General features: G+C 47.8%; 9 protein-coding genes and 1 pseudogene. 7 read left to right on the top strand and 3 right to left on the bottom strand.

The window, feature by feature from the left end; translation table 11 throughout:
• Window positions 1-29: 29 nt before the first annotated feature.
• The 6 genes from ACFQ0C_RS02230 to ACFQ0C_RS02205 all read left to right on the top strand — a co-directional run bounded on the left by ACFQ0C_RS02230 (window position 30) and on the right by ACFQ0C_RS02205 (window position 11,791).
• On the top strand, window positions 30-1,544 hold the full coding sequence (locus ACFQ0C_RS02230; protein ID WP_379363544.1) for an extracellular solute-binding protein: 1,515 nt from the start codon (window positions 30-32) through the stop codon (window positions 1,542-1,544).
• Between the two features lie 106 nt (window positions 1,545-1,650).
• Window positions 1,651-5,841, top strand: a complete 4,191-nt coding sequence (locus ACFQ0C_RS02225) for an S-layer homology domain-containing protein (protein WP_379363542.1) — start codon at window positions 1,651-1,653, stop codon at window positions 5,839-5,841.
• A 274-nt stretch (window positions 5,842-6,115) separates the two neighbouring features.
• Complete coding sequence (locus ACFQ0C_RS02220; protein WP_379363540.1) at window positions 6,116-8,494, top strand: hypothetical protein; 2,379 nt, start codon at window positions 6,116-6,118, stop codon at window positions 8,492-8,494.
• A gap of 34 nt (window positions 8,495-8,528) precedes the next feature.
• Window positions 8,529-9,299 carry a sugar phosphate isomerase/epimerase family protein gene (locus ACFQ0C_RS02215; protein WP_379363538.1) on the top strand — a complete coding sequence of 257 codons (771 nt, stop codon included), beginning with the start codon at window positions 8,529-8,531 and terminating at the stop codon, window positions 9,297-9,299.
• 722 nt (window positions 9,300-10,021) lie between these two features.
• Window positions 10,022-11,410: a PASTA domain-containing protein gene (locus ACFQ0C_RS02210; protein ID WP_379363536.1), complete on the top strand. Its 1,389-nt coding sequence runs from the start codon at window positions 10,022-10,024 to the stop codon at window positions 11,408-11,410.
• A gap of 102 nt (window positions 11,411-11,512) precedes the next feature.
• Window positions 11,513-11,791, top strand: coding sequence for a hypothetical protein (locus ACFQ0C_RS02205; protein WP_379363534.1), 279 nt, complete (start codon window positions 11,513-11,515; stop codon window positions 11,789-11,791).
• 474 nt (window positions 11,792-12,265) lie between these two features.
• Here the strand turns inward: ACFQ0C_RS02205 and ACFQ0C_RS02200 are convergent, their stop codons facing one another.
• The 3 genes and pseudogenes from ACFQ0C_RS02200 to ACFQ0C_RS02190 form a co-directional block, all read right to left on the bottom strand.
• Window positions 12,266-13,156 (bottom strand): alpha/beta fold hydrolase, encoded by an 891-nt coding sequence (locus ACFQ0C_RS02200; protein WP_379363532.1) that lies wholly within the window; start codon window positions 13,154-13,156, stop codon window positions 12,266-12,268.
• Window positions 13,157-13,174: 18 nt separating this feature from the next.
• Window positions 13,175-13,327, bottom strand: coding sequence for a hypothetical protein (locus tag ACFQ0C_RS02195; protein ID WP_379363530.1), 153 nt, complete (start codon window positions 13,325-13,327; stop codon window positions 13,175-13,177).
• A 65-nt stretch (window positions 13,328-13,392) separates the two neighbouring features.
• A pseudogene (locus ACFQ0C_RS02190) lies at window positions 13,393-13,599 on the bottom strand (DUF2239 family protein); the annotation flags it as partial.
• 400 nt (window positions 13,600-13,999) lie between these two features.
• Between ACFQ0C_RS02190 and ACFQ0C_RS02185 the strand changes: the two are divergent.
• Window positions 14,000-16,384 carry a sensor histidine kinase gene (locus ACFQ0C_RS02185; RefSeq protein WP_379363528.1) on the top strand — a complete coding sequence of 795 codons (2,385 nt, stop codon included), beginning with the start codon at window positions 14,000-14,002 and terminating at the stop codon, window positions 16,382-16,384.
• The last annotated feature ends 5 nt before the right edge of the window (window positions 16,385-16,389 follow it).

Below are 16,389 nucleotides of genomic sequence, written 5' to 3'. Positions count from 1 at the left end.
TATTGACAATAAAAAGGAGGCAGTTTCAAATGACCCAAAAAAGTAGAATGACAGTAATGTTGACCACCTTAAGCTTGTTAACAGCATTTTCGTATGGCTGCAGCAACAAGCAGGATACGCCGGGAGCGGCGGGGAATGTGCAGCAAGCGCCTGTTCAGAGTGGCCCATTGAAAATGACCATGTCCAACATTTATTTCACAACGGAACCGCCAAAGGTCGATAGCGAATTCATGAAAAAGTTTGAAGAGCTGACGAACACTAAGCTGGATATGACATGGATTCCGAATCCGGCTTACACGGATAAAATGACGGCGATGATAGCGGGAAATGATTTGCCGCAAGTATTCTTTATTACTGAAAAATCCCCGGTTGTAGTCAATGCGGCTCGTTCCGGCATGTTCTGGGAAATCGGTCCCCTATTGAAGCAGTTTCCTAATTTATCCAAACTGCCGGATATAAGCTTACAGAATACATCGATCGACGGCAAAATGTATGCCATTCCGAAGCTTAGAGAACCAGCGAGAGACGGTATCGTTTTCCGCAAAGATTGGCTGGACAATTTAGGTATGAAAGAACCGCAAACGCTGGATGATCTGATCAAAGTACTCAAAGCATTTACAGAAAATGATCCGGACAAGAACGGTAAAAACGATACGTACGGCTTTGCTTCGAAAGGTCCCGTACCGACAGGCTTTAAACATTTTATGATGTATTATGGCGGCTCTAACGAATGGGAAGTGAAAGACGGCAAATTTATTCCGGATTTCATGACCCAGCCCTATATGGAGGTTATGAAATTATACCGTCAAATGTATCAGGATAAGTGGTTCAATCAGGATTTCGCAGTGGCCACGGACAGCACCAATTTAATTAATAAAGGAAAAGCGGGCATATACTTTAACGTTTTGGACGATGTAAGCTCGCGCTTTACCGAACTGCAAAAATCAGATCCGAAAGCGGTGCTGGATGTCATCGGTCCAATCGAAGGAAAGAACGGGAAAAGAATTCAGGCCGGTACCGGTTATAACGGGATGTATTTGTTCCCCAAAACGAGCATCAAAACCGAAGCAGACTTAAAACAAGTTTTAGCGCGTTTGGATAAATTCGCCGATCCGGCGGTACAAGACTTGATGGCATGGGGCTTTGAAGGTAAGCACTTCAAAATAGACAATGGAAAACCAGTTCGTCTGGATGATAAAGTGTGGAACGACGAAATTTGGGCGCCTTACAACCAACTTCGCTTCGACCGCGGTGAACTGGCGAAGAAGGGTGAAGAGTCGGCAGTCATCAAAAAATACAAACAATTGCAGAGCGATGATGTGAAATATGCGATTCCGCGGCCAATTGATCCGTTCAACTCGGATACGATGAATACGCAGGGGAAACAGCTGACCAAATTGATCGACGATGCTCGCGTCAAGTTTATTATGGGACAGCTGGATGAAGCCGGATTCAACAAAGTCGTCGACCAATGGCTCAAAGAAGGCGGCAGCAAAGTGATTGAAGAGTATGGCGCGGATTACGCCAAAGCGAATAAAAAATAATCCGACTCGATTAAAAGGGGGCTTAGCTTCCCTGTTGCATTTCCTTCAGCAGGGAAGCTATCATCCTCTCCGACGTATATGATATTGAAGGGAGTTGTTAGCAATAATGAAAGCGCTTCACGAAAATAATCGTTGTCTGCGTTCGTTCTCCATTATTATGATCGTGTGCTTGCTAGTGAGTTTGCTGCCTGTACTGCAGCCTGTTGCCCATGCGGCGTATACTCCGTCTAATCGTGCTCTTTACGTAACCAATACGGAAGATACGGTGCTTCCTGCGGCGAATCAGCTTATTATGACAGCACCAACCGGAAGCTCTACCAGTTCGGGCCAGACGAATCTTCTCCCGCTTACTACAGGTTGGGTGGAGGTTGACTCGCACGGAGCTGGCTCGGAGCTTACCTTAGAAACCCGCATCAAGCCGATGAGTACGCCTCCCCAGCCATCGGGGCATGGATTCGTTTTTCCGGGAAGTTTGGCAGGTCAAACCTATACAACGAGCGGCGTTTGGCATGCCGCTCAGGCGATGAAAGCAAAGACATCCGACGGGATCACCGGCGATCTTCATTTGCGGGTTTACAAATTAAGCGGAGCCAGAACGGCCAACCCAGTATATACTCCAATTGTTGATTTGGTCTCGGAAAACTGCAGAAGCACGGATGGGAAGGTAGCTTGTGAAGCAGCACCAGCATCACCGGCTTATGATGTTACCTTTGGAGACGGCGATCTGCTTTATTATGATATTGTGCTAAAGATCACGAAGGGTGAAGGCGCTTTTGATGTAGATACCGTTAATGGGAAGAGCAACCTGAAGCTAACCACGAAATCATCCGGCTCCTATGTGGATCCGCCGGATACGGGGGCAGGACCAGCCTTAGTAGGTGTTCAATTGAAAGGGCTATCTCCGACGATTCTCGGTTCGGCAGGAGCAACGATGCAGTCCGTTGTCACGGCAGTATACAGTAATCAGAAAAAATATGACGTGACTGCTTCACCGCAAACGCAGTATTCGAGCAGCGATATGTCCGTCGCAACGATATCCCAAACCGGTAAAGTCAATGCGGTCGGTTCGGGTTATTCCACGATCACGGTTACCTTCAAGGATGTAGCTAACAATTCAACGGCCTCAGATAAATATACATTGTACGTGTATCCAGCGATACCGGCAATCAAACCGCCTAAACCACTAGCAACGGATGAAGAGCTTGATGCCATTGTTCGAACAACGTTGAACGGGATCAGTTCCTATGGTTGGGATCCGGTCAACAATGGAATTTTCATTAATTGGCGGCGGGATGACACGAGCAAAGTGCAGTGCAGCAGCAGCTCATGCGACGACCGCAGCAAACCTACCCGCCATGATGTACAGAATGATATTCGCGCGTTGCAGCATCTGTATTGGTTCAAGTGGCGGAATAACGGCGATACGACGTATGACACAATGATTAACCGTTTGGCGCCAAGAGTACGTAATGATTGGAGTAAGAACACAGCTGCCAAAGGATGGCTCTATTACGTCTTTCTGCGGTTGTACAACTATGCCGACAATCCTGCGGACAAAGAGCTTTGGAGGAACACCATCTTGAATTGGGCTGAGGACCAATTCAACTCTATTGATCCTGCGCTCGGGTTACAGCATGATCAAAATATGCCGAACTGCGATTGCGGAAGCAGCACTATATTTTTGGATGATGCCTATCGGGTAGATCGTCAGGTCGAGCTCGGGGCTGCCTTGGTCGATGCGGGGTCGAGGTTTAACAAGCCGGAATGGGTGACTGCAGGCTACAAGCAGACGATGACGGCATACCAGCAAACTTTTATCGAAAAGTACGGCCTGTTTGCCCGTATTTATGTAGAGCATGATGCCAAATACGGTGACAAATTAGTGTGGGATATGCAGGCTAAGATGGGTGAGGTGTCCGAGGAGATCGATGCGCTTGTCCGCGCGGGTGCAGTGACAACCGATCCGCAAATTAAGAAGGACTTCTACGACATCTCCACTAAAATGCTGAATGGATTACGAACCTCTCCTGTACATGACAAGGATAACGGTGGGTATTTTTTCAAAATGTATTTAGGACCGAGTTATGAAGGAAAGCCGGATGGGTATGTGGACAAATCGGTGAAAGAAATGCGGCAAAGCTCTCTGCTAGGTACGTTCCATATCGCCAATATGCTGATGGGCAATCAATGGACTGATCTGGAGCAGGAAATGAGAGCTGTAGTCGTTGATACGCTCAATGTTTCCCCTTCTGGCATGTTTTTGCCTAATACGCGCCCGGCAGGAGAAACATTAAATGGGTATCCTACATCAAATGCCGGATATGCTTATGAATTAAACACCGATTGGACGATTTATGATATCGAGAACTGGATCAGCAATGAGTCGAACAGCTTGGCATTGCTTGGGATTCAACAGGTGCTAACACAAGGACTGGATGGCACGGAGCTTGCACCGGTTGCAGCGGTAACAGCAAGTCCGACAGCTGGAACAGTAGCGACTGGTACAGCGATTACGCTATCTACGGCCACACCCGGAGCAACGATTTATTATACGCTCGATGGCTCGATCCCGACACTAGCTAGTCAGGTGTTTAACAGTAGTAGTCCGATACTGATTACAAATAACACAACTGTTAAAGCGTATGCGATAAAGGCACACATGATTGATAGCCAGGTGGTTACACTTCAGTACACCACTGCTACTCCAACAGTTGCCGATGCAACGTTGAAAAGCTTAATGGTAAACGGAGGCACACTGAACGAAACGTTTGCTCCGGGTAGTCTTGCATATACGGTCAACGTGGCGAATAACGTTACGAGTGTCACCGTCACTCCAACGGCAAATGATGCTGGCGCGACCTTGAGGGTAAACGGAGCTGCAACCGTCAGTGGAGCTGTATACGGACCGATTGACTTGTTAGTCGGCATCAATGAAATCAGGATCGAAGTGACGGCTCAATCGACAACCAAAACTTATACAATAAACGTCCAACGTCAAAGCCCAACCAGACATTCTTCATCCAACAGCAGCTCAGGTGGAAGCAGCGCTAGCGCTCCGGCTGCAACGGATCCAGTGAATACGAAGCTAGTGGACGATACATCATCCTTAAGCGTGAGTACTATTGTGACGGAAGTAGGCGGAGTAAAAACAGCAACGGCCAAGGTGGATGCGAAAGCGGTAGAAAGCTTGATGAAAGACAACAGCACAGGCAAAATCTACTTGAACGTCGATAGTAAAGAAGCGGTGGATCTAATGATCGTGACGCTTACAAACGATTTGGTGCAATCATTGAGTTCATGGAACAAGGCGACCATTGTCTATATCGATACCAAGCTCGGCAGCTATGCCTTGGCGTTGAGTGAAGTCAATCTACAGGCTTTGGCTGCCAATCTCGGTGTAGACCAAGCAAAAGTGGAGCTGGAAGTCAGCATCGGCAAAGACGATGCATCGAAGCTGCAGGCGCAAAAAGCAGGGATGACCGTTGTGGGCACAGTAAGCTACACGGTTAAAGCGAAGGCAGGCAAAGACATCGTCATCGATACGTTCAACAAATATGTGTCGCGGGTGCTGAAGGCGGAGGCATCAAGCTTAAGCGAACGTAACCTAGCGGTTGTACGTGTGGAGAAGGACAGTGAGGGCCATGTATCGTACTCGCCTGTACCGTTTAAGGTGAACAAGTCAGATGTGACGATTTACAGCCGTTCGAACAGTACGTATATGGTGGTCGTGAACAACATGACTTTTGCCGACATCCAGAACCACTGGGCAAAAGACAGTATCGAGCAGATGGCAAACAAGATGATTGTTCAGGGCGTATCGCCTGACAAGTTCGCTCCGGATCAATCGGTTACGCGTGCGGAGTTTGCGGCGATTCTCGTACGGGCGCTTGGATTAAGCCAAGCAACATCTGGCAAGACGAGTTTTCAAGATGTGAAAGCAAATGACTGGTACAGCGGTGCCGTTGAGGCGGCGGTACAAGCGGGAATGGTTTCGGGCTACGAAGGCAGCCTGTTCTATCCTGACAAGAAGATCAACCGTGAAGAAATGGCCGTGATGCTGTACCGAGCGATGAAGTTTGCCGGGTATGACAATCCGAAGGCGCAAGAGCAAATTACCATGTTCAGCGATGCGAACCGATTCGGGGATTGGTCGAAGGACGCCATTGCGGAGCTGGCGAAGATGAGTATCGTTAACGGCGTCGGGAGCGGCGAATTCGCACCAGCAGCCAATGCCAGCCGTGCTGAAAGCGCAGCGATGGTTCAGCGCGTCATTGACAGCTTGCAGTACAGCAGCTAAAAGAACATAGCTTGGCGGGTGGTCAGATGGAATAACCATTTCTATCTGATCGGATCGCCTGGATCCGGTTTCGTTAAGTTGATACATTAACCTGGTCAAATGCACACCAATTTTACAGACGGCGAGGCCGGGTATCCTTGTAAGATTACATGAAGAAGGTGATACCAAGGGTGGCAGCCAAGATTCCGACACAGAGGCATGATTAAAAAACATTATGCTCTTAGACACCTTGCGGATTTAAAATGATTTTTAAATGCGAAAGGAGATTTGTTTTATGAAGAGGATATGGAATTGGATTTCATGGTCAAAGGTGCCTTGCCTACTTGTGTTAGCTTGTATAACTATGGTAAGCAATCTGTTTTTTATTCCAACAGCTTCTGGTGCTACCATTCTTACCGTGTACGCAACGAAGACAGATGACACCTTACTGCCGAATGCGCGCCAACTGACGCCCAACTCGCCGAGCAATCCGACCAGTTACGCGACAACAGTGAATGCTTCCACAGGATGGGTAGAACTGCTTTCAAAGGGTGGAACGGGAAGCGTCGGATCCAGTGCTCCGAATCCTTCTGGAAATGGTTTTATATGGGATGTTAGCACATTGGAAGGACAGCAATTCCCGGCGGGCAGCTGGGCTTCGGGTCAGGACCTCAAAACGAGCGCCGGCACGATTATCGCCGATGTTCATGTTCGCGTATATAAACTAAGCTCGGGAGGTACTTACACGCTAATCATCGATTCGGCTATCGCAGGCAAGAGTATCGGAAGCAGCAGCACTCTGGTCTCCTTGCCTGCCACCATAGGTGCAGCGGTAAATTTTAATGTTGGAGACAAACTGTATTATGACGTCGTGCTGAATATTACAACTAACAATATGAGCTCTGGTGCGAGTTTGAAGATGAACGAGAATACAGCCAATGCTTATGTGGTTACTCCGGGTTATCAGACTTCGCCCATTTCGTCACTTATCACTAATATGGTCGTGAACGATAGCGTCACTGCTGCAAATTGGTCGATCCAAACTAATGTTCAATCGGGAGATACCCAGTATGGTGACAGAACGTATACTTTCAATGCGGTTCCCGCAAGTGTAGCAGGAAGTGATTGGATTCGCACGGCCAACGACTCTAAATCCTATACGGGTACAACGCTAGTAACCTTTAAAGTGAATGCGGCTGCCGATGTCTATGTGGCACACAATGATTCGATTATACCAAAGCCTTCATGGTTGTCCGGCTGGACCGATACGAATGAAGACATTACCAACAACCAAAACAATACGTATAGCTTGTATAAAATGTCTTTTAGCAGCGGATCGACGGTTTCCTTAGGAAACAACGGAAACACTAGCACAGCCGTTTATACGATTTTCGTCAAACCTTCATCGGGCGGTCCCTCCCCAACGGAGCTTATGATTGATGACGTCATTAAGATGACCTTGGATGGGATCAACTCCTATGGATGGGATCCTACCAACAACGGAATCTATATCAACTGGCACCGGGGGGATACGACGAAGATTAACTGCGAAGGCAGTGGTGCTTGCGATACCCGGGGCTCTGCAACACGACATGATAGTCAGAACGATATCCGCGCTTTACAGCATATGTACTGGTATAAATGGCGCCATCCGGGCGATACTTCTCAGAATGCAGCCATCACACGCCTTTTGCCAACGGTGAAGTCCAAATATGGAACCACTAGTAGCCCGAAGGGGTGGATGTACTACGTACTGCTCCGACTACGCAGTTATACCGACAGTTCAAGTGATATAACATATTGGGAAAATGTCATTAAAAATTGGGCTCAGAAGCAATATAACGATATCGATCCGGCGCTGGGAGTTCAGCACGAAACGAATATGGGAAACTGTGACTGTGGTTCCAGCACGATCTATCTTGGAGATGCCTATCGAGTTGACCGTCAAGTTGAGCTTGGTGCAGCCCTTGTTGATGCGGGAACACGCTTTAATCATCCCGAATGGGTGACAGCCGGATATAATCAGGTTATGACCGCCTACAATCAAGCCTTTAGCAGCAGCTATAACTTGTTCACGCGTATCTACGTCATCAATGATGCCACCTATGGAAGCAATAAAAAATGGGATACTCAGGCAAAAATAGGCGAGGTTTCGGAAGAGGTTGATGCTCTTGTGAGAGCTGCTGCAATCACAACAAACACAACGATCAAAAATGATTTTACGAATATTGCGAAAAAGATGCTGAACGCGCTCCGCACTCAACCGATCCATGACACAACAAACGGCGGTTTTTACGCTAATATGCTTGTGGGAACTAACTACGATGGAAGATTGGGGGGAACGGTCAGTACGAGCAAGGAAATGAGGCAGGGGTCCTTGTTGGGGACGCTCCATATAGCCAACATCTCTTTTTCGCCCGCCAACCAATGGTCGGATCTCGAAACGGAAATGCTGAGGGTGGATACGAAGTCATTATCCGACAATCCGCGCGGCATGTACTTACCGAATACGGCTGGGAGCGGCACGCTGAATGGATATCCGAAATCGTTAGCCGGTTACACCTTTCAAATGAATGCCGATTGGTCCGTTTATGGCAACGAAAATTGGGTCAGTAATGAATCAAACAGTCTGGCTCTGCTCGGGCTGCAGCAAGTGCTCACGCCATGGCCATGAGAGAGTTATTAGCTGAAATAAGGGAGTGTTGATTGTGCATCACAAATTTGCAGCACAGTTAAGTACGGTTAGAGAGTTATGCAGGAACGATTTTCCCGGCATACTGAGACAATTGAAGAGCATGGGGTGGGCGGGAGTACAGATTTCCGGGCTTTTGGGTTACGATCCGAGGGAGATTGCCTCCGTCATGCAGGAGACCGGGCTGAAAACAGCCGGTATTCATGTACCGTTAGACCGTTTACAAGAAGAGCTGGATGATGTAGTTGCAGAGGCCAAGCTGTTCGATACAAGGGATATCGTGCTTAAAGTGATTGGAAGAGAACAGCGAAACGAGGAAGGCTACCGTTCGGTCCGATCATTCTTGAATGAAGTCGCCTGCAAGTTGGCCCCAGCAGGCTTTCGGATCAGCTACCATAACCATGCCTTTGAACTGGAATCCGAGGTTGAAGGGAAGCTGGCTTTGGAATACTTGCTGGAGCCTGTTCCGGATAATCGGGTGCTGGCCGAGATTGATGTCTATTGGGTGAAGAAAGGAGGCCGCGATCCTTTAGATTTCCTTAAACCCTATGCCAACCGGATGCCCATCATCCATTTGAAAGATATGACTATGGACGAGCAGCAGACGTTTGCGGAGGTGGGTACGGGATCCATCGATTTTGCCCCTATATTGGATTGGTGTGAAGCTTCCGGCGTTGAATGGTATGCGGTGGAGCAGGATGTTTGCCCCGGTAATCCAATGGACAGCTTGCAGATTAGCTTGAACAACTTAAAGAAACTGGCGGCAAGCCGGGTAGCCCAACGATAACTTTAATAAATACCCGAAGTGGTTGTGAAAATGATAATTGAACCCATGGGAGGATACTATAGATGTAAAAATTTATTATGTTAAACGAAAATGAGTATAATATTTATTCACAACGAGCTGCCGGCATGGACCGGCGGCTTTTTGCGTTTGAAAATAACGGGAGAGTGAGATGGGGCGTCTTCGTTCATGATGGAAGTACGTATCCAGAAGGCGAAAGTCGTGATCGTGTCTGCACATGTAGTGGAGACGCTACGTCACTTTGTGTCGGAATACAAAAGTAGTGTCCGTTTCAATGTCGCATATATTGAGGCTTTTTTTAATAATGGCACAAATGATTATGTCGCGATTCGACGAAAAGAACATTATCCCATTTTCAACTCGCGAAAAGAACATTACCCATTTTTCTACATAAAACCACCCTTTCCGACCCAAGATTGCATTTTCGTTACAAGAACTGAGCCTCCATAAATAGAATTGAAAAAAGATGAATTGAATCTTCATTTGATGAAGTAGTATATTCTCATAAGCGCAATTAAATCCTGCATCAGCAGCGTAGTCAAAAGCCCAAACAAATAAGAACTCCTTTTCTTTAGTAGGGACAGGATCTATTCATCTTTCCTGTGATAAGAGCTTGTACGATTGGCCATGGTAAATATAACCAGTAATGACGCAAAAACTAGATGTTAGACGAATAGAATATACGTATAAGGGGGAATACGTCTATGGATAACATCGGAAATCGATATATGCCCGAACAACCGATTAAAGAAATAACGAACGGGCTATTGTTAAGAGGGATGGATCTGACCTTCAAACGTAGTGTTCTTCTATATACTTTTCAAGAGGCAGACGAACTAGCGCATCAGGAAGCTTTACGTTTTATGAGAAAAGCATCCCAGATGTCCGACGAGCATTTCATGCGCGTTCTGGATGCTGGTTCAGAAAACGGAACTTTGTTTGCCGTTCTTCAGGCGGAAACAGGAAGACCTTTGTCCGATCGGTTGATAGATCTGGAGATAACGGGTCACAAGGCGCTGATGTATGTGCACGAGCTGGCCAAGGGCATTCGAGAAGCTCACCGAAGACGGCTGCCCGAATGCTCCGTTGACGCGGATAATCTTTGGATTGAAGATAACGGCCGGTTGCGGATCATAAATTTTTGGGCGGAGGGGAAGTACGGACGACGCGGAGTTCCGGGGCTGGCACTGCTATTGTACCAGCTAGGTGCCAAAACAGATATCCCGACATCCTCTATTAGTGCCTATACATTCGAGATGAATCGGTCGTTTGCGGATTTGTCGGATGTAGCTCGGGAACGTGCTATAGCTTTGGCCAGCAGGGCATATGAAGGGTTATGCACGCTTGCCGATTTTCAGCAAGAGCTGGAAGTACTGCTCGGTATCGGTGGCGAGGGGAAGGATCCACTTCTAATATCGGTTTTACCGGTAAACGATATGATGACGTCAAGTAGACGGGAGCGGAAAACCGCCATACGTGAGTCACATTCGTTTGTAGATCCTATAAATAAGAAGAGAAAGGCCGAAAAGCGAACGGCAGAAGGGCGTAAACCTGGGGAGACTCAGACGCGCATCAGTGCGGCAACGGCCAGCAAAATGGCGGAATTGCGCAATCTGTTCCGAGAGACGTTCCAGCTGCGCAAATGGCATCTGTTTGCTACTGTCGGCTCCGGAGTACTTATATTCTTGCTTTGGCTGATACTGCGTCCGCTCCCTGACGATTTAAACGGTTCTAAGTCGCAGACAATTCCAACGCTCGGTCCCACAGCTGTATCGGTAAATCGTACTGAGACGCCGGAGTCTTCAGCATCGGCATCCACGATGCAAGCTCGAACGGTTGTACCGAGTGATAAAGTCGAGGTTCAGCCGCCAGACGATGGCGCGATACAAGCCAAGAAGGGCATTGTCCCGGATTTGGTCGCTCATACAAGGGAGGATGCCGAAAAGATAGCAATTGCCTCTGGGCTTCGATATCAGTTTTACATGGAATCAAATGCCGCCGACAAAGGGGTTGTGTTCAAGCAAGACCTTACTCCCGGTACTCCCGTGAAAAATGGCGACCGCATCACGTTCTGGGTGAGCAAAGGAAAGTAGATCGGAAGCAAAAGTCGGCGGCCATGAGGCTCGTCGCACCGTAGACAAAGAAAAAAAGGGAACGGATTCAAGAATATATTATCATTAGGAGTCGCATGCAGCTTGACCGAAATCGTAAAACAATGTGTGGAGAAAGGAATCTTGAAGTCATCCACGGTCATCATTGACGCAACTCACACTTCCGAATTACTAGACCAATTGGCTAATATAGTAAAGAAGGACGATGATGTGATTATTCCCGAATTAGGATCTGTAGGCATGGTTGCCGCAGCTGACAAAGGAGAACGAAACAATGAAAAGTACATACTCTTCGATCATGATGGTGTTCTGGTTGATACTGAATTCTGGTATTACAAATGTCAGCAGAAAATAAAGCTATAGACTGGATGGCTTTATTCCACGCGGCTTTTCTAATTGTCATACCGTCAGACTCCATAAAATAAGTTATAGACTGAGACTTGAAATTGAAACAGCGACAGCCAAGGACGAGAAAATAAAGTCCTAGACTGTGGCTGTTTTTTTGAACTAACGTGCTCGTTACTTGAATAATTCGTTTCTGAATCTGACCATCGTCTGTTTGGAAAATCCCCACAGAAAAAGCACCGGCTCACGATGTTATCATTAAACCGGCGCTTATTCGATCGTTCCCACATATACGTTCAAATGGAGTCTCTGTTAGGAAGCCCCGTTAATTGATGAAATGGAGCTGCTTTAACAACCGTTCCAAGAGCACCGCCGCTTCCACGCGGGTTGTATGTACCAAGGGTGCAAATTGATCAGCACTGCGCCCCCGGGCCTACTCAGCTCCATTAGGTACCGCTGGACTCCGGCTGGTTGCTATTCAGGAGACGAGTGTCAATTGCGACGAGCCGTTCGCTCTATGCCATCAATGGTTACTTTGTACAGTTGGTGCGGCAGGTCGTGTCCCATGCCATCAACCAACATTAGCTCAGCGCCCGGGATGGCAGAAGCCGTGTCCTCGCCACACGCCGGGACGAACAGGGGATCATCCACTCCATGAATGACAAGTGCTGGTACTTTTATGGTCGCCAGCCGCGGACGACGGTCACCGGAGACAGCGATCGCAGCAATTTGTCGTCCGACACTGCCTGGATCGTAGGCTCGCTGGACTTCCTCCAGAATGAGTGCCCGATAAGCGTCTTCTTCAAACGGATAGCCAGTGCCGGCGATGCGTTTGGCAAAAGACAGGCTGTGCGCCAAAAATCCTGCTTCATCCTCAAAGGGGTTCGGCGCCGGTTTAGTCATCATCGCCATGACATCCGGGGAAGCTTGCGGAAGGGTTGGATTACCGGAACTAGACATAATGGAGGTGAGTGATAAAACTCGTTCAGGGTACTCACTGGCTGCAATCTGGGCGATCATTCCGCCCATCGACCTGCCAACGAAATGTGCCCGGTCAATTGAAAGGGCATCGAGCAGTCCGATAGAGTCGTTGGACATGTCATCGAGAGTGTAAGGGATGTCCGGTCGCTGTCCTGACATGAGAGCAGTCGCCAGTGCGTCAAAATCCAGCGCCCGATAATGGCTAAAGTGTGTCGAGCAACCTACGTCGCGATTGTAAAAGCGGATCACACGAAAGCCCCGCGCTGCTAATATCCGACAAAACGGAACCGTCCATCGGATCATCTGGGTTCCAAGCCCGGCGATTAGGATAATAGCCTCGTCATTTTCGTTACCGAAACTGTCATAGGCCAAATCAACGCCGTTGACTTTCAGAATGTTCATGATCATGTTCTCCTTCAATTAATTCGGTATCGGAAGTTCTGCCATAGGCAGAAGGCGTGAATCTTCGATCGCTGCAGTCCTATGCCCGATACCGGTCAGGTAGTCTTGATGACTTGAAAAAGCAAGAAACGACTGCGCGCTGCGATGGTTCGATGTAACGAATAGATTCAAACTCTGTAATAGCGACTCCTTTCGTAGTTCCTTTTTTAATTCTTTACACCTCCAAATGCTTTCATTCATAAGTTCCCTTCAGGGAATGCATTAGCGGCTAATCTTTTGACATGGTTTCTGATATCAGGTGACCAGTTATTGATGAAGTGGTAAAAACGATCCAAATCACTAGCATACAGTGCCCGCAGAGCTTCTTCGTATTGATGGAAGTTCCCGGCCATAGCTGTCATAAAGTTATATGTTGCTTCTTGCGACTCTCGGATATTGCTCTGGAACGTAATCGTCAAACAGCACCCGCCTTATGAAGATAAGGGCAACGTTAATCTTAAGTAGATGTTTACTTAAATACGCGACAAGTCAGTGAATTACTTGCGACCATGGCAGCAAAATCATAAGCTTACCCTGAGTGCAATATTGAAGTTGTTCGATGCTTTCAGTGCGGCGCTTCTTCTATGCGTGATACACCGCCGAGCCCAATTAATTACAGTTGAGCAGTCCTAGCGAAAAAATAAGAATCGTTTTATAGATCCTTGCAATAGAGCTTACTCAACACATGGTCTAGACGAGATGCCTGCACTTTTTGCGGGCATTCCCCATTTTTTTGCGCGGTAAGATGAGGGGAAATCCGATATAATGAAAGTATCCAATTCATTAGTATAGAAGGAGAACATCATGGGAGTATTTGAGGATGTGATCAAGGGAGCTCAGCAGTGGCTGCTGCACCTGCCGGATCCCATGTGTATTACCGATCGGGATGAGAGATTCCTTTGGGGCAATAAAGCCTTCGAGGTGAGGTACGGGCAAGCGAATGCTCCATCTGCAGCGGCCATTCAAAGGATACCAATTTTGAATGAGAACGGTGTGGCCATTGCCTATACCGTGATAGTCAAGGAAGATGCCGAGGCTGCGGAGCGAGAGGAACGATATCGCATTATCACCGAAAACACCTCGGATACGATCGTTCTGGTGGATCATAATGCCATTGTTCACTACGTGTCCCCCTCCATTTTTTCACTAACCGGCTACCATGTATATGAGTATGAGGGGCTGGATGCATTCGATATCATCCACTACGACGATAGAGAGCGTGTGAGGCTAGTTCATAAGAATGCCATTGAATCAAAGCAATCGACACAACTCGAGTATCGGTTAATCCACAAGGAAGGCTATTTGATTCATATCGAGGCAAGTGTTAGGACGGTATTGGACAATAATGGAGAGGTAAAGTACGTGGTGGCTGTAGCAAGAGAAGTCTCCGAGCGTAAAGAGGCGGAGCAGCTCTTGGAGAACATTCTGGATAGTGTTAATGCGGCAGTGTGGTCAACGGATAAGGATTTTAGCCGATACTCATTTTGCTCCGACAGTATCGAGAGAATTTCCGGCATTCCCCGGAAAGAAATCATGAACAACCCGATCCGGTTACACGACCATATCCACCCCGATGATAATGCTCTCCTTATGGGGGAGATTAAAAGTAAGCTGGATGAAGGCATTTCAATCCGCCAGCCGATTCGTTATATCCATGTGGAGGGAGAAACCAGGTGGGGCGAACTGATCGTCCATCCATGGAAAAATCATATGGGGGATATCGAACGTCTGGACGGAATGATCTTAGATATTACGGAGAAGATGCGTTCGGAGTTGGCTCTGGAGGAGAGCGAGCAGCGGTATAAGTCTTTGTTCGAGAACAATTTGGATGGTGTTTTCTCCATTGAACTAAACGGCTTTTACTTTGTGAATGCGAACCGGTCGTTCGAAAATATTACTGGCGTTCAGCTGTCCCAACTGACGGGGCGCTGCTTTCTGGGAACGATCTACGATGAGGATCATCCGCAGGTATTTGCGATCCTCCTCGAGGTGCTTCAGCAAGGCAAGCCGCGAGATATCGAATGCCGTCTCATCAGCAATCATGGGGAGCGGATCGCCAGTATTACATTTGTACCGATCTTCCTATCTGGCAGCTTGAACGGAATTCATGGGATCGTAAAGGATATCACCGAACGAAAGCTCGACGAAAGGGAGCTTATCAAGAGTGAGGAGCGGTATAAATTTCTGCAGCAAAGCCTGAACCGTCTATCGAATGATCTGGCGAATGTCATGAAGGTGTCAGAGCTCGAGCATCGCCTCCTCCAGGAGGTCAGTGCCGTTCTACAGGTTAGGGACGCTTCGATTGAGGAGGTGCCGAGAGGAGAGGAATCTGTATCGATGAGCACGAAGGATACCTGGATTCCGATAGGAGAGAAGAAGCATCCCGTCTACTTGCGGATCGTTGCGAAACATGCGTTCCTTCCGATTGAGGAGCAGTGGCTAGAAACCGCCGTTCATTATGTGACTCTGCTTTATGATAATCTTCGCCTGATTGAAGATCTCATGAAGCGGCTGGAGGAACTGGTTATGACCAGCCAGACACCGAAGTGGATGCTGAGACTCTTGTTCAAGCTGTCTGAGAAGGAGCGGTTCGCCCTATCGAGCGATTTGCACGATTCCGTACTGCAGGATCTGATTATCTGGTACCGCAGGCTGGAGTCTCTGCGCTCTGACGGTGTGTTCAGTACAGAGGCGCAGGGGGAACTGATGCAAATTGAAGAAGGGCTGCTCGATGCGATCCATCAGATCCGCATTACCTGCAATGAGCTTCGCCCGCCCTTTCTTTTGAAGATGGGACTGGTCGAATCACTCAAAAGTCTGTTCGAATATACTAGGATGTTTGCCAATTATGAGATTGAATTCCATGCTGGACAGCAGTTGGACGGCCTGAGTGAAGAACAAATACTGGGCATGTATCGTATTATTCAAGAGCTTCTTAACAATGCGTCCAAGCACTCCAAAGCGGAGTTGGTCACGATGTCGCTGACCGAAAGTGCCGACCAGATATATTTTACTTATTCCGATGATGGCGTGGGTATGGGCATATCTGCGTTCGATGGTTCCTTCCAGCACATGGGACTAGCCGGAATGGAGAAGCGGGTGCTCAGTCTGGAGGGGAAGATTGAGTTTAAGTCAGAACCGAAGCAGGGTGTTCAGGTAATGGTTTATTTCCCAAAAATTAATTTATAGGTGAG

The organism is Paenibacillus sp. GCM10027630 (genome assembly GCF_042676305.1).
Taxonomy (GTDB): domain Bacteria; phylum Bacillota; class Bacilli; order Paenibacillales; family NBRC-103111; genus Paenibacillus_S.
Note: the sequence above shows the minus strand (reverse complement) of the source record. Positions and strands in the feature narration are given on the sequence as shown.